This window comes from Mangrovivirga halotolerans (genome assembly GCF_026241165.1).
Taxonomy (GTDB): domain Bacteria; phylum Bacteroidota; class Bacteroidia; order Cytophagales; family Cyclobacteriaceae; genus Mangrovivirga; species Mangrovivirga halotolerans.
Window position 1 is genome coordinate 388903 of sequence record NZ_JAPFQN010000003.1, and the last position, 19385, is coordinate 408287.

Here is a 19385-nt window from a genome sequence, read left to right on the forward strand (position 1 = left end):
GGCATTGATTTTAAGGTGTGGGTAAAGATTAATTAACAGTTACTCAATTTTACCTCTTTAATTGCATTCGTTTCTGATTTGTATAGGAGTCAATTACAAAGCAAAGTACCGAAGACAAAGCAACGATTGTCAGGGCCTATAATGTCAGGGTCTCAAATGCGATAACTGTATATTGAAAATAATTCTATCCAGAGAATTTTCAAACTCTTTATCTAATTATATCCGTTCGTAAACGTCTGGGATAGGAATGTTTAAATAGCTAATACCAAGTGGTGAACCCGGATTGACCTGGTTTTAAAAAGGATTGACTGGATTTAAATTATACCAACAGTCTTTAATTTTATTCTTCTTCTCCCGGATGATACCTGGTTTCCAGGTTATTTTCAATCTCTTCTAATATGAACCAAACTGGTTTTAATTCTCCATTGGCGAACATTTCTGCCTGGTCGGTAAAGTGGGGTGAGTCAGGATTGCTGCTTTCACCATAATTCATGATTGATCGGGCAACAGGCCCTTCTTTAGTAAATTCTACAATCATCACATAAGCATTTCCATAAATCACTCTCCTGGGAAAGGTCATGCTATCCATATACGGACCATCCATTCTGAAAATTGAGCCGTAATATCCTTGATTGCCATTGGTGGGGTAGCTTGCTTTTGTGCTATCAACCTGGTAATTGTTATCTGAAGAGCGTTGATGTCGCAAAACGTTTTTCCAGGGTACTTCCCAACCGGAATAGTGAGTTTCCAGCGTGCTTACTACTTCCTCCAGCGATTCTATTAATGCAGGATTTTCGCCTCTTAACTGACTATTACGGAATTGTGTGTCCATCATGAGCGTAAACAAGGTGGTCGCAGCAGATTCTTTATTACTGTATTTATCCCAATCTCTTAATTCTTTTATAGGTTTTGATAGCTTTTCATGGAGTGGAGGATTCGCCTTTTTGATGCTATCCATCTGACTGAATAACTCAGGTAAATATACTTCTGCCTGATGCAGATAAGTATCCATGACCATCCTTTGAAAATCATCCAGAGTTACATTGGAGGCATTTGAAAGTAATTGTTTAGATCGCTCTGCGCGATGGGAAAATAAAAATGAAGGTAAAACCAAATAAGAAGGAAAATCCAACGAATCCGGATTGCTATGAAAAGTTGTGCTAAAAGGGGAGGAGTTACAGTTTTGCAAAAAACCATCTTCCGGGTTTAGTATTTGAGGCAATTCCTCCAGTGAAAGATAGCCTTCCCAAACCAGATCAGAATCAGTTCCATCGACGATCGTATCCCATTTTTGATTTTTATCTTTAATCGGGATCTTTCCGTTGTAAACATAAAAGATATTGCCGGATTTGTCTGCATAGGTGAAATTTTCATAGGGGATATCTAATCCTGAAAGTGCTTTTTTCCATTCTTTAAAATCAGAGGCTTTACACATTTTATAGAATTGCTCTACCAGGTTGCCTTCTATCAGATCCGGGATTTTATAACTGAAATAGTTGCCTGAACTGTCTTTTAATACAGGCCCGTGAATGGTTTTTAAAAAAGTGAGTGAAACAGGATGAATCCCACTATCATATTTAACTTTTATTTCTTTAATCCAGCTCTTAGCTTTCCGATATTGATTGCCGAATTTATATTTTAAACTATCTGAGGGATGGTCAAAAACCATTTGATAAGTATCGACGATATCAGGCCAGTTGGTAGTTTGGGACCAGCCGAGATTTTCATTAAATCCATCAACGGGAAAAAAATCGCTTCCCAAAGAGGCAAAGCCATAAAAATTTAATCCCTCTTTGCTTTTTAAATGAACTTCATATCCAAAAGAATTGGAAGTCATATGAGGGCTTACCAAAAGCATTGGATTTCCGGATTTTGTTTTGCTTCCATCAATAGCCCAGGAATTAGAACCATGCTTCCCTTCATTTCTAATATGAGGAGGTGGATTGGTGCCGATCACGTCTTTCCAGTTCGATTGCTGTTTGAGCATCCACGTCCACCAGCCTTTTTGAGTTGTTAATATCATCCAGGGCTCAATTTCCAATCCTTTCCTTTCTTGTTCAGGATGTTTCTTCAAATAATAATTTAATCCGGCGACATAAGCATCACATATCTTTTTGAGCTTTGGGCTCATGGATTCATATTGAATTTTGGCAATTTCTGGAATTTCAAAAGCATGAATCACATAATCATCAGACAGATCGTTCGTGATCTCGAATTCGCTTTTTCTTCCGGTCTTTTCAATGAAAACTTTCTCCAGCCTTTTGAAATCATCTTCAGCACGAGCATAGGCATATCCAAACATAGTGGATTCATCGGTTTCACCATAAACATGTGGGATACCATAGATATCACGATAAATCACCACTTGCTTAGCCATTTCATCAGGGTTGTATTCTGAGGAGGTATTATTTTCTTTACATCCTAAAATGAGTAAACAGATTAATAGAGCCAGGGGTGTTTTGTTCATTTCCAAATAATTTATCTAAGGAAGGATAGAGGTGTTGGTGACACTTAATCCTAATGGGGTACTATCAGTTTTGGGAAAATAAATTCCTGATTATTTGAAAAATAGGGTATTACTGGTTTAAAGTCAAATCGAATAACGTGATTGCTCTTTTAATGGTGCGTAGCGTGGTAATGGGCATGCCTGGCCCTACTGGTGCCCATAGCATGCAATACGCATGCCCTATTTGCTGCCATACGAGTTATGCTGAGAATATCAATTGGAGAACTGGAGAACTGGGATTGACCCTGATAAAAAATAGATTAACAGGATTTAAATCATCCATTAATCCAGATTCAAACAAAAAAGCACAAGTTTAATCTTGCGCTAATGGGGTAAGTATTCATGGATGTTATTTTGTTGTAGAATGACCGAGTTACAGACTCTGCATTATATGAAAAAGTTTGAAGTTGTCCTGCGAACACTCCAAACAGTGAGGTAGATAGTACAAGTTCATTACCATTGGATAAACAAGTTGAAATACTGTTTTATGAATTTATCGGATCTAGCGGAACACTCACCTCTTCTTCCTTATACTTTGGATCTATGGCATATAGCGAAGGCTTTACAGACTTAGCTTCTTTATCGATTCCTGTAAAGGAATATTCTCCAGTATCGAGATCATAAATCAAAGTGGCTTTCTCATCGAATCCATAGTAAACAGTAGTATCTTTCAGCTTTACACTTCGCTCTTTCCTATCCTGAACCTTAATTTTTCTCTCAGATACTAAGGTTCTCGCCAGATCATCTTCCAGTACAGAGTAAAAGGCAATTTGGCCATTGGTATCATATAAATGGTATCGACAAAAACTTCCGTCAGTATAATAACGGTCAAGACGTAAATCTTCGAAAGGAATTACCCCAATGTCTGCTATTGAGATGCCTTCTTCTTTAAAATAAATATTGGTATTTGTTGAAGGCTTTTTCTTTTTAAACATACTGTATACAATACTAAAAAGCATACCAAAAATAATCAGTAGCTGCCAGCCATATTCTTTTATGTCTTCAATGCTATCAGCCATGGAAAAGAAAAAGAAAAGCGCTCCAATACCAACTAGCAGGAAAAATATCTGAAATCCACCAGAACCTTCTGATTCATCGCCATTGGTTTGTGTGAAGAATTTAATTTTTTGATGGGGCTGAACTGAAGGAGAAGTATTCATAAAAAAATGTATTTAGTTAGAAGTTTAAAAAAATGAAGTTAGCTGTGTTGCTTAAATTTTAATGCTTGTTGATGGGGTACTTAGAAAATCAATAATTTTTTAAAAATAGTTAGTTTTTTAGCTCAATTTATTCTCCTGTTTATACCGGTGAATTTACAATTGTAACCTTTTGTTTAGAAGATTTTCAAGTTTAAAGCGCTTTGTAGCGATTGAATTGAGAGGGCTGAATATTAAAAATTAATACCAAGTGGTGAACCAGGATTGACCCTGATTTAAAATAGATTAACAGGATTTAAATCTTCCATTAATCCAGATTCAAACAAAAAAGCACAAGTTTAAACTTGCGCTAATGGGGTAAGTATTCATGGATGTTATTTTGTTGTAGAATGACCGAGTTACAGACTCTGCATTATATGAAAAAGTTTGAAGTTGTCCTGCGAACACTCCAAACAGCGGGGGTGAACCAGGATTAAAAAAGATTAATAGGATTAATGTCGTATTTATAGATTTAATCACAATTCCAATTGCAAGATTCTGCGTTTTCAAAATCTTGTTCTGTGAAAGTATAGGTTACATTGGAGCCAGTGAAATTATATAGATTTCTGTCATTATATTGCTGATTTTTAAAGGTGAAAATTTGCTTTCTTTCATTATTGTAAATGATTACCAAAGAATCTCCTTCAAAAAAGCTAATGAAATTATATCCTCTTGGAGGCAAGGTGTCTTGATAAGTTCGAGTCAATTCGGTATTATTTTCTAACTCCGTAACGATAGCAGTATTCCTTTCTGGATAAAAAGTGCTGTAAGAATTTATTTGAATATCTTTTCCACTTTCGTTTTTAATAGTATAACCATAAAACTTTCCTTTGCCTTGATCTGTTCCCCAGCAGCTTGTTAAAATAATAGATAATGTTAATAGGATGACTTTATTCATAGTTTTAAAAAAAATAGACTCGTGAGTTGAATTAAGCAATTGGCCCGTCTGCATGTGTATTGAACTAATTATTTCAGCGATTTTACTGAACATTTTCTCTTTCCGAATCACTTATTTTTTGTTTTACTGACATGATTTTGGTTGCTTCATAGTTGATTTTACGAATGTATATCAGAAAGGTATGATTTCAAAATATATGATATGTTTTAGAGATTTTATCGAATGTATTATGATAATCTGCAGGTGTACTAGTTATAAAACCTGAACAAACTTATGACAATCGGAGAACCAGGAATGACCAGGATTTAAATTATCCTGGTATCCTTTCATCTTATAAATCCTCACTGACGAAACAAATTTGTCAGCATTTTTAAAGTTAAGACAAAAAAGCACACGTTTAAACTTTTGCTAGCGGGGTAGATAACTAAAACTGGGATATATTTTTTAATTACCTCTATTAAATCTCCTTTGATGAATCTAAGAAATAATCTTTTAGGTTTTTATATTCTATTTCACCAGGAATCCAGCTTGCGAACTTCCAATATCTCCACTTTTCTGATTTTTCTTGAGGTGGTATTAATAGAAACCATTGTTCTTCCTGTTTTCCAGCAATGATTATACTTTTAGATAATGCTTCAGCTATTTCTTTATTTCCGTTTTCTTTCCAGATTTCAATTACCTCGTTGTCAAAATCTTTTAAGTATTCTATATTATTTACTTTTTCGAAGCTTGGTTCAACCGCATCGTTATAAGTTGGATACCCATTGGCAATTAGTAGAAATTCCTTGTAATCTTCCGGTAAGGTAACTTTAAGTCTTGATTCTGCTGCACTAATTTCTTTTTCAGTTGCCGGCGGATTACCAATCCAATTGTTTTCTAATTGCTCAGAAGTGTAGTTGCTATCTTTTGAGTTGATTGAATTGAGAAATAAGTCAGTTAATATTTTCTTCATTCTAGTTGATTGCTTATTGAAATCATTTCCTTCTAAATAATCCCAATAACCATTTGAGCTATTGTACCAATAAATATCACTATAGCATTTGATTTCCAGATTGAATGGACCATCCGGGTCTAAAAAATAATTCCATTCTAAATTTATAGTGTTTTTATCGAAAGTGGTTTTTTCAATATAATTTAAACTGTCAGGATAAAATCCATTTATGTTATGATATTTTTCTAAGCCTGATATCAGATTATTAGCTTTTTCTTTTTTATCAGCGCAGTTTTCACAAGCGGCAAAAAGAAATAGTAGTAAGAATAAAAATATATAAATCCTTCTCATTTTAATAGATTAAAGAATCTGGTCTAATTAAATCAAATTATTAATATTCATCCCTTTCAATAGTGTAGAGATATGGGTTTTCAGAATCAAGTTCTCCATTGTGATGGATTAAAAATTCAAGGTGTTTTGTGTCTGAAGTAAATTCAATTTTATCTATTCCTGTTAAGCAGATGTTGTCGAGGTAAAGGACTTCCTTGTCAAATATTCCAAATTTAGTCTGAGTGATAAATATAATTTCCCCACAGGCTAGAAATCCACCGGTAGTGACAACTATTTTTCTTTGATCGTCAAATTTCTGTTCATATACCACCTGGTTGATTAGTGGAGTCATAACGCCCCAGGTGACTAAAGGAGTGAGCAAGAGGACGGTTAATAATTTCTTTTTAGTGTTTTTGAACAGGGTGAAAAACAAGATTGCAGAAACTAAAAATGACCAGGCGATTGCCTGAAAGGTATAGTTTCCCTTTAGATTATATCCATAAAACTTGAGTACAGTAAATATTAGAAACAAAATAGTCGTAGCAACCAAGATTCTCCCTACAACTTTCTTTGCTTTTGGAAACTTCCTTTTTATCAAAAGCGGAACGCAGTTGAGAGCAATTATAAGTCCTATGAGGATTATTATCGGAGTCATTTATTTAATGTGGTGAGGCGATTAACGCATTAACCAATTTAGTTATTCCTTCAATCATATTTCAAATCACCTATACAAAATTGGGAATATTGTTTTATGAATAGTGTTTCCAAATATGATGTCTGTAGCATCAAATGATAAAATAGATGTTCTTCTTTTTTGGATGACTCTAAAAGTTCATTTGCCAATTTTATATGCTCAAGATTATGAGTTTTTTTAGAATCTAATTTTGAAGAGATCGAGTCTAAATATATTGATATATGTTCGAAATTATTCCTTTTGTGATAATCCAAATTGAGTTTATCAATCTTTAAATTATTACGTAATTCAAATATATTTTCAGCTTCGGATAGTGTTTGCAAATCTCTTTTACGATCACCAGATTCATGAACAACTGTTCTAAGGAGTTCTAATGATTGGTTATTTCGGTCTTCATTGAGTAAAATCTGATTTTTAATGCTTTGGTTTTCAGTTTTTGAATTGCAGCCATAAGCTATCAATAGAATTATCAAATATGGTATAATAGTTATTTTCATTGGCTTTGGGTAAAAAATAATACGAAAGGTTGTTTCGCTATCAATAAATTCCTTTATAAACGAAAATAGCACTTCCCTGTTCAATTCCAAATTGTTAAAAGCTAACACTAAGTGGTGAACCAAGATTGACCCGAATTTAAAAAAGATTAACAGGATTTAAATTATCCTACAATCCTTATATCCTATACATCCTAGTTCAGACAAACTGTGCGAAATTAAACATTCACTAGCAATAAACCCCCAACCCAATCATTCAGTAATATCCGGAAACCAACCGACGCTGATATACTGGTTGTAGTTTCCCTGGTCGAGGGTGATCAGGTCCTGTGCTACCCAGTAGTGGGACTGGTCTTTGTGTCGTGTGTAGTGGAAGTTTTTAATATTTTCTGTCCGCTGACCGGTGTAAATGGTTAAATTTTTATTCTGATTATAGGGGTTCACCCATGACATTACCAGCTGCAAATCATTCCCTCTAATCAATTTGTTGGTGATGATGTGATCATCATATATCTTAACCGGAATCTCTTCAAGGTGCTTTTTTAAAAACAGGTTTCCCTCCGGGGTGCCAAAGACAACCAGGTCATTGTTTTTTAGATCCCTTGCTAGTGCTTCTTCATCAGTGATGATCCGGATCTCTGTTGAAAACATATCCCGGTATAGTTTTACAAAAGAATGCATTTTCTGCTCCGCTATGGTGTCCTTTTCGTGGGTACCGATAATAAACAGGGTCGTGCTATCCAATGCCACCCGGTTGGGCTTTTTGATTTCATCGATCCCGTACGATCTAGTGTGCTTGACTAACTGTTGCTTTTCATTGATATACTCTTCATCCACTTGCTCAAAAGCCCGGATCAGCTCGGGAGCAAAATCAGCAAAGGTTGGATATTGAAGCCTGTTGTTTTCGTAATCTTTCAGTTTATTTATGATCAGGTCACCGTAAATAAACCGGTTACCGATCATCAGTTTATAAAAGATGTCTTTCGAGTAATTCGTGCCAAATGCGATATCGGTAAGTCGAATCACGCTAGCCCGAACTACATGCTCGCAAACAATGGTGTGCCAGTTGTGGTATGCCTGCTGCTGCATGGATTGCCTGATCGGTTCCTGGAGGTGTTGAAACTGTCCAACTTCGCTCTTAAGCTGGTCAATGGCCGGATTAATAAACCCATGGCCAAACTCATGGAAGATCAATTCGATGGTACTTACACTCAACGGAAATTCAGAAAGGTTTCCGGAGTACGACCGGGAGGAAATCACCGCGTACATTTCTTCTTTGCCATTCGAAATTATTTTTCTCCCGAAATTACCGTATCCACCATTGATATTCAGTACCAGGTTGTAGCCATCGAGTTTTTGTCCGAAGTAATTCTCCATAATGGATATAGCCTCGAAATCTTTGAAGTGATAGGCGGTATTGTGAAGAATGTGCTCGTAGAAACCTTCTTGGTTTTTATAGAAAAACGTCTTAAAATCTGATTTTTGAGCGTAATTTTTCAATGCAGTGGCTAATTGTTTGATCTTTTCGAGTCCTCCGGCTCGTTCAATTATACCTGAAGGTAAGTTTTTATTGATCTCAAAATTTTCGTCCAGGTACAGAAGGAAAAAGATCGGGTCATCGATACCCCAGCCATTTTGAAAGTAAGACATCAAAATAGAAGGAGCCTCCAGGTTCTTATACGGTTCGAAATAATCCAGGCACTCTTTTTTGTATGAGATGTTCGCTGTGTTGATATCATTTAGTCCGGCCTGCATCGCCACGATATTAAATAGTTCGATCCACGGATCGATGGTCAGGGTAATCCCATTCACTGTTTGGGTGATTGGCTTTAATTGAACAGCGGCAATACGGTTAGTAAAAACGAATAAGATAATTGTAATAAGTAGTATATGTTTTTTCATGGGTTTAACTTTTTAGACATACCGATCCCGCGTTCATTAATCGGAGTTAATGAATGAGTTGGTTTTCAGTATGTTGGGTGATTTATTTTAGGTACTCTTTTTGGAAGCCTGGTATATCTTATCGAAAATGATAAAATAACACGGGCTGATGATCACGAATATCCCAATAAGTAAATAGGTGGAGGAAACAGCCATTGGACCGATCAGAAAAGCGGTTAACACCAAGACGGAGATGATCAATAATACAACAGAGGTCTTCGCATCAAAGATTGTCTGCCTCGATTCCTGTTTTTTCAGGTTAAGTTCCCGGATCACTTTCTGGTTAAAAAAGATATTGTCTACGGGTTTTATATCTTCTTTTAGTGCTTTCTTAAAAAAATCTTCTTCTTTCATTCTGTTTTCTGATAATAGTACTCCTTCAGTTTTTTTCTTGACCGATGCAAGATCACTTTGATATTCGACTGACTCATCGAGGTGATCTGCGTAATTTCTCTAATGCTTTTTTCCTTCAGGTAAAACAGTGAGATCACAGCATACTCATTGGCCTGCAAGGATTCTAATAACTCACCAATATCCACCGGCTCTTCCTGTTCATCCTCAATTTTTTCTTCCCTGATGTACTGGGGAATGTATTCGACCAGGTTTTTATCCGACTTCATTGCCTTCAGGCATTCGTGGTAAACGATTTTGTAAAGCCAGGTTGAGAATTTCGCTTCATTTCTGAATGTACTGATGCTTTTTAATACAGTAATAAATGAATTCTGAACAACATCTTCGGCATCGCTTTTATTTTTCAGAAATTTCAGTGCGATGGAAAAAGCAAAATCCTTGTGGTTATCAATGAGCGTATTCAGTGCCTTTACATCACCTTTTTTGGCATTTCTGACCAGCTCCTTCGACATTACCTGTTTTTAATAATAAAATGAAAGATTAAAGAACCTAACCCGAAGAATATGGTGATGATCGAGAAATAGGAAACAACTTCATCAAGGGAGCTGAAAGTTGCCACCAGGTGTGCGACAAAAATACCGGTACCGACAAAACTGGCAATGATTCCCCTGGATAAGCTTTGTAGCTTCATTTGCTCTAGTGCATCCTGGTGAATAATACTTTCTCCCTTTGCTATCAATTCCATTTTTTCTTTATGCTTGTTGCGAAAGTAGTAGATCACGACGATTGCAACGGATATAAATACAAAGACTATCGGTAGTCGTTCTAAAAATTGATTCATAATTAAAGAATTTTAGTTAAAAAAGAAATTCGTTTATGCTTAGAGAGAAAAAATATCAAAAGGTTACAAATGAATTTAAATTTATTTCTGTTTAGTAAAGAAAAGGAAGTAAAAACCGCTTATTTCAGTTTTCCCCAGGTAAATATTCAGGCTAATCAATACTTTAATGACCTGTACTTTCAATGCTACTTTTGAAAATAATAATTGCTTATCCGGAATAATAATGCGATTTTAAATTGAGCACCACACTTATTTTAATATTATGGCAGATCTTCACCGAAGGCAATTGATCAAATTTCTTCTTGCCAGTCCTTTACTTTCTCTTGGTTTCCCTTCCTGCATTTTTGATTCGGAAGATAAGGAATCTGATCAGGTCAAAAAGATGGTCGATAAATTGATCAGCAATCCCGAAGAGGCCATGAATGTGTTTGATTTTAGGGCTGTTGCCGAGTCTAAGTTACCCCCGGCGCATTTTGGTTATATCCAGACCGGGGTACTGGATGATCGCACCCTTGGTGAAAACAGGGTAGGGTTTGAAAAGATCAAACTCAAAATGAGGAGGCTGGTCGGTCAGTTCGATCCGGATATGTCAACCGAAGTGTTGGGTGAGCAGTGGTCATCGCCAATAATTATCTGCCCGTGTGGGAGTCAAAGAGCATTTCATGAGGAAGGAGAGGAGGCGACCAGCCGTGCTGCAGGTAAAGAAAAGCACCAGATGATGCTGTCTACGGTGGCCAATACTTCCATCGAAAAAGTCAATGAACTGAAAGGGTCTCCGGCCTGGTATCAATTATATCCTTCGAGTGATTTCGATGACACCCTGGCAATTATTAAAAGAGTAGAGAAGGCAGGGTGTGATACGATTGTGCTTACCGTTGACATGGATAATGCCGATAAGCGGGAAGCACTCTGGCGATCGATCAAACTGGATACCCGGGAATGTAAATCGTGTCATGGCGATTCAGAATCAGGCTATGTCGATGGAAAACCGATGGTCAATAACCTCAAAAATACTTTTCAATTTCATCCGGGAATGGACTGGGAATTTGTAAAGAGGCTAAAAGAAAACTGGGAGGGGAAATTTTTAATCAAGGGAATCGTATCCGGAGAGGATGCCGAACTAGCGTTGAATGCCGGTATCGATGGACTAATCGTTTCCAATCATGGCGGCAGGGCGACTGAAAGTGGACGGTCGACTATTGAATGCTTACCCGAAGTCGTGTCGGTGACTAATGATAAAATCCCGGTTATTCTGGATGGTGGCATTCGAAGAGGTGGAGATATTTACAAGGCCCTGGCGCTAGGCGCAACAGCAGTGGGTATTGGAAGGCCTTATTTATGGGGACTTGCAGCATTTGGTCAACCGGGAGTCGAAATGGTATTGAAGATATTAAAGGAGGAGTTTAAGCTGGTGATGAAGCAGACGGGGGTGAGCAAAATAGAAGAGATCAATAAAGATTCATTGGTGATGTAAAATGGTTTTTCTCTGCTTAAATCTTAATTCATTCTCACACAAATTAGATCAAATGACAGGGATAGAAAAAAGATCTGTGTTATTGGTTTAACTCAGTGCGAATCTTTTTCTTAAGACTTTCGATATTTTTCTCCACCTCACCATACATTTTCAGGATAAAAGTTCTGTTCACATAAATCTTCCAAAGATTAATTAAAAGAATTTTTTTGTCACTCTCACTGATATCCAATGGCAGGTTGATATCGATAATGTTGCCTTTTGGATCAAATATAAAATTGGGAGTGATAGTTTCGTTTATTTGCTTGAAATAGGAGCTATGAAACTGCGCTTCTGGATAGTCCTCTTCTAATTTTTTTAATGTCTGGTAATCAAATTCGTATAGAGAAATGATTTCCGATCTCAGGGAATCATTTTTTATTAACTCAAAGCCCCTTGATTTTAGCGTTTCGTAACCTGATGTATTTTGAAGAGAAATAAAGTCACGGGTTAACATGTAATAGTGTTGTGCTAACGAATCGGTATTAAAACTTTTACCATTGATTACATCCTTCCAGTATATGACAGATTTAATTCCCTGTTGATGTCCGGTTACATTCAACTTAACATCTTCAGAATCCTTTATTAAGCCATTTAATATTTCCGATAATATTTTAGTCTCAGCAGTATTATCCCTTCGGTTGTCATTCCAATTGTTAAGGGCGAAGGCTGAAATTACCGCAATAAATATTGACAGGAATTCAATTGTATATTTTTTCCAGTTCTGCTTATTAATCTTCAAAGTTTTTTGAATTAGCTATTTGGTTGAAAGTGGTGTTTTAATAACGAAAAATTATAATTGATCATAAATATTATACAATGATCTGTTAAAGTCAATTGTATTTCAATCAATTTTGGTAGAAATGATAAAAGTATAGAAAATGTGCTGACTGGTAGCTAAGAAAACCACCTGATTTATTCAACAGCCCTAATAATTCACTCAAACCCTTTTTCTACCGGGTATTAATATTCAATTTTTATTCAATAATTCCAGGATACCGGATAATTCGGATTGTAACTGCCCCATAGATGCATCAAAATTAACGTTATGGTTTATGGAGTCCATTAGTTTCATTGCTTTAGTGTCATTTTCTAAGGTCAGTATAAAAAGCTTAGCAAAATTGTTCTCAATTGAACGCTGGCGGTTTTTGCTCTGAGTTTCAAAGTATTCCAATACTGAATCCCTGTTTATTTTCAGGTTTGATCTTTTATAAATATTTGTGGAGGAGATATGGGCTGTTGAGTCTGCTACAACTATATCATGTCGTATAACCGGTGTATACTTCCAATTATTGCTCTTTCCTGAAGGTAATTCGGTTTCTTGAATTAAATAAAGGCCTTTTTTATCCTCTTTGACTTTAAATAAAGAAGGTATAGAACCCTCAAACATTAATTTTTTGTTTTTATCAAAAATACCAAATTCATATGTGACACCCGAAACTGAATCATAATCGAAGGAACATAATTCAACTAAATCATCATTGAATTTCAAGTGTTCTTTAGGAGAAGCATAAACACCATTGCAATAGCAATTTTCATGGATTTTCACCTCAGTCGGATTTTCTTCGGATAGATTTTCTTTAACAATAAAACTATCTTCATTAGTTGTCTTCTCAGTAGAAAGGTTTACTTGTTTAGAAGTTTTCTGCTCATCAGCTTTTTTGTTATGGCATCCGGTAAGAAAGATGAAAAGAACTGGAAGGAGATATATTAAAAAATGTTTTTTCATTTTTTGTGCTTAGTTCTGGAAATTTGGTTAGTTATTAATGTTGATATCCTTTTTTCTATTTTTCTTTCTTAAGCTCTTCTAAATTTTTGTTCAAACGCCTAAGTTCTATCAGTATTGAATCCTGTTGGTTAGGTTCAGTGAAATGTTCAAAAATTTCTTGTACCTTATTTAATATGGAATCACTTTGAAATAGATGTGGCTCTTCTTTTAATTCAATTGTATCTCCAATTTCAATAGTTTCATTTTCTTCTCCAAGTTGAACTGAAATTCCTTTCAATCCGAGCAAGTTTCGATTTTCGATCAAGAATTTTGAATCTATGGGTATTTCTGGTTGTTTGTCAAACCGGAGCTTTATTAAGAACTTTCCATGTTTATTAAGGCTGATTTCATCCACCTGTCCAATTTCAAATCCATTTAAGGTCACATTGGCTTTTGTAGTGATTCCTTTGATTTTTTCAGCTTTGAGATAAATTGCCTTTTCGTCATGTATACAGGAGAAAAATAGTCCTGTAAAAGCCAATATTGTTATTAGATGCCGTTTCATTTTTCTAATTGAAGATATAAGACTTTATATGAAGCACTCCGCACTTCTGTTACTTCATTACATTATAGTTTTCGATATGAATAAATCCCATGAAAGGTACGAAAGTACCTGTTTTTGGATCAATTTCAAACTTATTCATACTGATTTGAAATTCCTTCAAATAAAAAAAAAAGGAAGCAGTTTTGCTTCCTCTTACCTTCTCTTATTACTGTTATAGCACTTAATTAATAAGTTCTTTATTGATAATTTCTTCCAACGTATTTTTTGGTAGTGCTCCTGCCTGCATCATCGGTTGCTTTTCCGTCGGTATGAATAACATACTCGGAATACTTCTGATCTGGAATACCGCAGAAAGTTCTTCCTCGGCCTCGGTATCCACTTTGTAGATGTTTACCTTGCCATCGTATTCTTCGGCTAATTCTTCCAGGATCGGAGCGACCATCTTGCAGGGTCCGCACCAGTCTGCGTAAAAGTCAATTATCGCGGGAACGTCTCCTTTATATTCCCATTCTTGTTTTGTTGTATAATCGAATATTTCTTCTTTAAATTTTTCTGTTGTTAGTTGTATTGTAGCCATTGCTCTTTGTTTTTTGTAAAGTTACCTGTTAGAGGACTGCATTTCTGTAACTCTGGTTACATTGTGCAAGGCATAATCCTTACTATAGTACACGATTGCATACCTTTAAAGTTGACCCTGGTCAATTTCTCTCCTGTTATTCGCCTTGATATATTCATTAGTATCTACGTTTAGGCAGGTGAGCCATCCACCACCATGAGCAAAGGTGTCGATGCAGATCGTATGGCCAAAATCAGCGATCTTACCGTCTTTTCTGGAGGTGTGTCCGCAAATCACTTTTTTTGAGGAGTCGTATTTTTCAGGTTCTTCGTATTTCTTCCAGAAAAGATGAAAGTCATTCTGTTCTTCAGGTTTCTTTCCCGGTTCTAAGCCAGCATGAACAAAGATGAATTTTTCCTTTTCATAATAGTGCAGGCAGGACTCGAGGAATTTCCAATGGGAATTATCGACTTCCTCGACCCATTTCTGGTAATTTTTGATGTCGTATGATTCTAAGGTACTTTCACCACCGGCAATGAGCCATTCATTTAATATTTTGGGACCCTCCATCGCATTGAGCATCATTATTTCATGATTGCCCAGGAGGAATTTGAAATTGAATTCTTTGTTTTGGTCAATCAGCCAGTCGATCACTCCTTTGCTGTCCGGTCCCCTGTCGATATAATCTCCGAGGAAGACCACGAGATCATCCTTTTCGATGATTCCCTGGTCGAAAATGGTCGTTAATGGCTTCAGGGTGCCGTGAATATCTCCGATTGCATAAGTAGCCATTCTCTTTCGCTTAAATGGAAATTAATTTGTAGCTGTTGCTAAAACCTCTGATGGTTCATTTTTATCCTTTTCGGTAGGAAACAAATACTTAACTATCAGGAAAACAACAATCGGAACACCGATCAGACCGACTAATGAATACCAGTCGCTGATTGGAGCACCGCCATCTGAAAGGAAAACACCTTCTCCTAACGGACCATTAGAGAAAATGGTGTTAAAAGTGAAATTCCATCCCAGGTGAAGTCCGATAGGCATTAAGATAGTCTGGGTTTTAGCAAATGACAATGCCCATGCATATCCCATTAATCCCGTACCGATCAAGACGATAATCATCGGGACTACATTGCCAAAAATACCGTATGAAAACCAGTGATAGATACCAAAGGCTAATGCTGATATGAGAAGGCCTTTTTGCTTCCCAAGTTTTTTAATGAGTATAATTAAAAGAGCCCCTCTGAATAGTAATTCTTCAGTAACTACAGATTTCATATCCCACAATAACATACCAGCCAGCATATTAAGATCATATGATTGGTTCAGATTAAACCCAAGATTGTATAATGGTATTTTGGCCAACTCGACTCCAAGACAAAGGATAGCTGTGATGCAGAATCCGATAAGAAATTGTAACAGTCTTTTATGAACAGGTAATACTCCTAATGCTAAAATAGACTTCCGTTGAAAAACGTAAAGTAAGATCCATGAGATTAACAAAATAACTAGTATTCCCAACATAGGAGATTATGGTTTTCAGGTAAAAAGAGGTTGGTTAACAGATAATTATTTAGTTGATTTTTTCACAAACTTCGTCAGGATCACTATTTGCTGGCCATTTACTTTGCCTTCGATCTGATCAGGATTATTATCTACCAGTAAAATATTTCTTACTGCTGTACCGCGTTTAGCAGTGAATCCGGCACCGCTTACATTCAGGTCTTTGGTTAAGATTACCGTATCACCTGCTTCCAGCGTGGCTCCGTTGCTGTCTTTGTGAATGACTTCATTTTGCTCTTCTTCATTTCCGGAATCTTTTGCCCAGGCCATCGTTGGCTCATCCAGGTAAATCGTATTTAATAGGTCTACGGCCCAGTTTTCAGATTTGAGTTTATTTAAGGTCCTCCAGGCAACAACCTGCACTGCTGGTGTCGGACTCCACATAGTATTTCCGAGGCTGCGCCAGTGGTTAATGGTTCCCGAGGCTGGATCATCAATGTGTTTAAAGCAACTGTTACATAAAATGATCGATTTATCAATGCTTTCCTCGTTATCTGGTGGAACTAAATAGATGTGCTCCGGATTACTCCCTTCACAGAGTTCGCATTTGTTTTCACTTCGTTCTAATAGTTCCAATTTTAAATCCATGATACCGGTTAATTTGTTTTTGGAGTTCCAATCTTAATTGTTGCTATGAAGTTAGTAATAATGTAACTAAAACTTGCTAAAGGATTAAGTATAATATGAGCTTTTAAAAGAAGATTATCCGTTAGTAAACGTTAGTAAACGGAAGTAACCGTTTAGTAGCTGTTTGTATTTTCTTATTTTCAAACTTTCCTCCTTCCTTTGTATCACTGTCAAACGACAATACATGTTCAACCAAAACATTTATTATTATTATGAATTCACTAAGAAACAGAGTGCAATTAATCGGGAATTTAGGTGCTGATCCGGAAACTAAAGAGTTTAATTCTGGCAACAAGATGACAACATTAAGTCTTGCTACCACGGAAAGTTACCTCAATAATAAAGGAGAGAGAATAAACGATACACAATGGCACCGCATTGTTCTTTGGGGAAAGCTGGGAGAGATCGCCGGTAAATATTTAACCAAAGGAAAGGAGATAGTTATTGACGGAAAGCTTATCCATCGATCTTACGAAGACGAGAAAGGTAATAAGAAGTTCATAACTGAGGTGGTAGCACAAGACATGCTAATGCTTAATAATGCAAAGAAAGAAGCGGTAGCAGATTTAGATTAGGTTAAATTGATAGACACGTTTTAACCAAAAACACGCTTCCTGATCGAAGCGTGTTTTAAATTTTTTTTAAAAAGGATTAAAAATAAAAAAACCGGATAGCAAAAATGCTACCCGGCGATCATTAAATCTGAGTTAATTATCTTTCGTACTATAATTTAATCAATTTTTCGCCTTTCAGTACTGGAATTTCAGAGTATTTATCGATCGTCAAACAGAATTCGATATCTTTTCCAATTCCGATTCGTTTCAGCCTGTTTACATGTGATGATTTCTCAACAAAACCTAACAGATCATCTTTAGCCGCTTCATACATTTTAGCAGTCATTAATGGCGGGTCACAGGCACTTTCGTGAGTATCAGCCAAAGCTTCAACGAGTGCTCCGGCGAAAAGAGAATCTTCCATATTGACTTTTCCTTTCCATCCTGCACATAAAACCAGTAAATTATACTGACTTTTTTTACAATATTCGGCAACGGCACTCAGGTTAAGGAACGATCCGATAATCACTTCTTTTGCATTTCGACTCTTATTTATAGCTACGGTACCGTTGGTGGTAGTCACAGCTATTTTTTTGCCTTTTAATTCATCATCCATATAACCAAATGGTGAGTTGCCCAGGTCAAAGTCTTCAACCTTTTCACCATTGCGTTCGCCAGCAATTGTATAGCCTTTTGCTTTTAATTCCCGGCATTCTTCAAGACTTGCCTTTGGAGTAATGCTCTCAACTCCATTAGCAATTCCAGCAGTCATACAGGAGGTGGCTCTTAGAATATCTACTACGACTACCAATTTATCTTCAATAGAATGTAAATGAAGTAAGTCCGGAGAAAGGCATACATCGATCGTTTTACTCATAAATTATCCTTTATAAAGCGGCAATTTTTCTACTTTCGCTTTAAGCTTTCTTTTTCTAATAGCGATATATATTTCAGTCCCAGGGCTGGCAAATTCTTTCTTCACATAACCAAGACCGATACCTTTCTCCAACATAGGAGATTGTGATCCTGAAGTGACCATCCCAATCTGGTTTCCGTCAGCATCTTCGATCGGGTAATCTTTTCTCGGAATCCCTTTTTCTTCTAAAATAAAGCCTACCAGCTTTCTGTCAACGCCTTCTTCTTTTTGCTTCTTAAGATTTTCAGAGTTAACGAAATCTTTGGTGAATTTGGTGATCCAACCCAGTCCTGCCTCAAGAGGAGAGGTGGTCTCATCAATATCGTTACCGTACAGACAATAGCCTTTTTCCAGTCTTAAGGTATCTCTGGCTCCAAGCCCGATCGGTTTAATATCAGCTTCTTCTCCTGCTTTAAAAATTGCATCCCATAACGGAAGAGCAAGATCATTTTTAACGTATAATTCAAATCCTCCAGAACCTGTATATCCTGTTGCTGAGATGATTACATCATTCGCTCCGCCAATGCTACCAACTGTGAAATGATAAAACTTAATAGCCGAAAGATCTACTTCAGTAAGTTTCTGAAGGACTTCAGTCGCTTTAGGTCCCTGTACTGCAAATAAAGAATAGTCGTCTGAAACATCTTTTAGTTCAGCACCTATTGCCTCATTATACTTGCTTATATGTTCAAAATCTTTTTCGATATTGCTGGCATTAACAACAAGGAGGTATTTTTCTTCATTGAACCTGTAAACGATCAGGTCATCAACGATTCCCCCTTTTTCGTTTGGCAGACAGCTATATTGAGCTTGTCCGTCAACCAGTTTAGAAGCATCATTAGATGTGACCTTTTGGATCAACTCAATGGCTTTCGGTCCTTCTACCCAAAATTCACCCATGTGAGATACATCAAATACACCCACACCTTCACGAACTGTTTTATGTTCTTCGATGTCTGAAGAGTATCTTACAGGCATATTATAACCTGCAAAAGGCATCATTTTAGCGCCTAGCTTTTCATGAACATCATTTAATGCAATTTTTTTGAGCTCCATGTCGTTTATGTTTATTGAAAATCGCCACAAAGGTAGGAAAAAAGCTGAATTCTATTTTAGCGATTTTAAGATTAAGTAATATTGATTTCCTTTATTAACAATTTAATAAAGTTCAATTTTTGGTTTTGATAAATAAAATATAGAC

General features: G+C 36.4%; 22 protein-coding genes. 3 read left to right on the forward strand and 19 right to left on the reverse strand.

Annotation, left to right across the window (positions count from 1 at the left end):
• Window positions 1–340 precede the first annotated feature (340 nt).
• A complete protein-coding gene (locus OO013_RS05710) occupies window positions 341–2467 on the reverse strand; it encodes a penicillin acylase family protein (protein ID WP_266055729.1) in 2127 nt (708 codons plus the stop codon).
• A gap of 137 nt (window positions 2468–2604) precedes the next feature.
• Here OO013_RS05710 and OO013_RS05715 point away from each other — a divergent pair, with 137 nt between their 5' ends.
• Window positions 2605–2823, forward strand: coding sequence for a hypothetical protein (locus tag OO013_RS05715; RefSeq protein WP_266055730.1), 219 nt, complete (start codon window positions 2605–2607; stop codon window positions 2821–2823).
• Between the two features lie 168 nt (window positions 2824–2991).
• Here OO013_RS05715 and OO013_RS05720 read toward each other — a convergent pair whose 3' ends face one another.
• The 9 genes from OO013_RS05720 to OO013_RS05760 all read right to left on the reverse strand — a co-directional run bounded on the left by OO013_RS05720 (window position 2992) and on the right by OO013_RS05760 (window position 10182).
• Window positions 2992–3666 (reverse strand): hypothetical protein, encoded by a 675-nt coding sequence (locus OO013_RS05720; protein ID WP_266055731.1) that lies wholly within the window; start codon window positions 3664–3666, stop codon window positions 2992–2994.
• 508 nt (window positions 3667–4174) lie between these two features.
• Window positions 4175–4600, reverse strand: a complete 426-nt coding sequence (locus OO013_RS05725) for a hypothetical protein (protein ID WP_266055732.1) — start codon at window positions 4598–4600, stop codon at window positions 4175–4177.
• Between the two features lie 457 nt (window positions 4601–5057).
• Window positions 5058–5882 carry an SMI1/KNR4 family protein gene (locus OO013_RS05730; protein ID WP_266055733.1) on the reverse strand — a complete coding sequence of 275 codons (825 nt, stop codon included), beginning with the start codon at window positions 5880–5882 and terminating at the stop codon, window positions 5058–5060.
• 40 nt (window positions 5883–5922) lie between these two features.
• Window positions 5923–6516: a hypothetical protein gene (locus tag OO013_RS05735; protein ID WP_266055734.1), complete on the reverse strand. Its 594-nt coding sequence runs from the start codon at window positions 6514–6516 to the stop codon at window positions 5923–5925.
• Between the two features lie 50 nt (window positions 6517–6566).
• Window positions 6567–7052 (reverse strand): hypothetical protein, encoded by a 486-nt coding sequence (locus tag OO013_RS05740; protein ID WP_266055735.1) that lies wholly within the window; start codon window positions 7050–7052, stop codon window positions 6567–6569.
• A 249-nt stretch (window positions 7053–7301) separates the two neighbouring features.
• Window positions 7302–8951 (reverse strand): DUF4932 domain-containing protein, encoded by a 1650-nt coding sequence (locus OO013_RS05745; RefSeq protein WP_266055736.1) that lies wholly within the window; start codon window positions 8949–8951, stop codon window positions 7302–7304.
• An 87-nt stretch (window positions 8952–9038) separates the two neighbouring features.
• Window positions 9039–9344, reverse strand: a complete 306-nt coding sequence (locus tag OO013_RS05750; protein ID WP_266055737.1) for a hypothetical protein — start codon at window positions 9342–9344, stop codon at window positions 9039–9041.
• Window positions 9341–9853, reverse strand: a complete 513-nt coding sequence (locus OO013_RS05755) for an RNA polymerase sigma factor (protein ID WP_266055738.1) — start codon at window positions 9851–9853, stop codon at window positions 9341–9343. Before OO013_RS05755 ends, OO013_RS05750 begins: the two co-directional genes overlap by 4 nt.
• Window positions 9853–10182 (reverse strand): DUF6249 domain-containing protein, encoded by a 330-nt coding sequence (locus OO013_RS05760; protein WP_266055739.1) that lies wholly within the window; start codon window positions 10180–10182, stop codon window positions 9853–9855. Before OO013_RS05760 ends, OO013_RS05755 begins: the two co-directional genes overlap by 1 nt.
• Before the next feature lie 262 nt (window positions 10183–10444).
• On the opposite strand from OO013_RS05760, the gene OO013_RS05765 reads away from it, so the two are divergent.
• Window positions 10445–11656 carry an alpha-hydroxy acid oxidase gene (locus OO013_RS05765; RefSeq protein ID WP_266055740.1) on the forward strand — a complete coding sequence of 404 codons (1212 nt, stop codon included), beginning with the start codon at window positions 10445–10447 and terminating at the stop codon, window positions 11654–11656.
• A gap of 79 nt (window positions 11657–11735) precedes the next feature.
• On the opposite strand, the gene OO013_RS05770 is transcribed toward OO013_RS05765, so the two are convergent.
• From OO013_RS05770 to OO013_RS05800, 7 genes are all read right to left on the reverse strand, one after another.
• Complete coding sequence (locus OO013_RS05770) at window positions 11736–12434, reverse strand: hypothetical protein (protein ID WP_266055741.1); 699 nt, start codon at window positions 12432–12434, stop codon at window positions 11736–11738.
• 228 nt (window positions 12435–12662) lie between these two features.
• Window positions 12663–13421, reverse strand: coding sequence for a hypothetical protein (locus OO013_RS05775; RefSeq protein ID WP_266055742.1), 759 nt, complete (start codon window positions 13419–13421; stop codon window positions 12663–12665).
• Between the two features lie 55 nt (window positions 13422–13476).
• On the reverse strand, window positions 13477–13965 hold the full coding sequence (locus OO013_RS05780) for an MlaD family protein (protein ID WP_266055743.1): 489 nt from the start codon (window positions 13963–13965) through the stop codon (window positions 13477–13479).
• Window positions 13966–14185: 220 nt separating this feature from the next.
• Window positions 14186–14542 carry a thioredoxin gene (gene trxA, locus OO013_RS05785; RefSeq protein ID WP_266055744.1) on the reverse strand — a complete coding sequence of 119 codons (357 nt, stop codon included), beginning with the start codon at window positions 14540–14542 and terminating at the stop codon, window positions 14186–14188.
• 105 nt (window positions 14543–14647) lie between these two features.
• On the reverse strand, window positions 14648–15313 hold the full coding sequence (locus tag OO013_RS05790) for a metallophosphoesterase family protein (protein ID WP_266055745.1): 666 nt from the start codon (window positions 15311–15313) through the stop codon (window positions 14648–14650).
• Between the two features lie 21 nt (window positions 15314–15334).
• The gene (locus tag OO013_RS05795; RefSeq protein ID WP_266055746.1) at window positions 15335–16048 is read right to left on the reverse strand and encodes a CPBP family intramembrane glutamic endopeptidase; all 714 of its coding nucleotides are present in this window, start codon (window positions 16046–16048) and stop codon (window positions 15335–15337) included.
• 45 nt (window positions 16049–16093) lie between these two features.
• Window positions 16094–16675 carry a PhnA domain-containing protein gene (locus tag OO013_RS05800; RefSeq protein WP_266055748.1) on the reverse strand — a complete coding sequence of 194 codons (582 nt, stop codon included), beginning with the start codon at window positions 16673–16675 and terminating at the stop codon, window positions 16094–16096.
• Window positions 16676–16926: 251 nt separating this feature from the next.
• Between OO013_RS05800 and OO013_RS05805 the strand changes: the two genes are divergently transcribed.
• Entirely contained in the window at window positions 16927–17289 is a 363-nt protein-coding gene (locus OO013_RS05805; protein ID WP_266055749.1) for a single-stranded DNA-binding protein, read from the forward strand.
• Window positions 17290–17437: 148 nt separating this feature from the next.
• On the opposite strand, the gene OO013_RS05810 is transcribed toward OO013_RS05805, so the two are convergent.
• Complete coding sequence (locus tag OO013_RS05810) at window positions 17438–18145, reverse strand: 2-phosphosulfolactate phosphatase (protein WP_266055750.1); 708 nt, start codon at window positions 18143–18145, stop codon at window positions 17438–17440.
• A gap of 3 nt (window positions 18146–18148) precedes the next feature.
• A complete protein-coding gene (gcvT, locus tag OO013_RS05815) occupies window positions 18149–19240 on the reverse strand; it encodes a glycine cleavage system aminomethyltransferase GcvT (RefSeq protein ID WP_266055751.1) in 1092 nt (363 codons plus the stop codon).
• Between the last annotated feature and the right edge of the window lie 145 nt (window positions 19241–19385).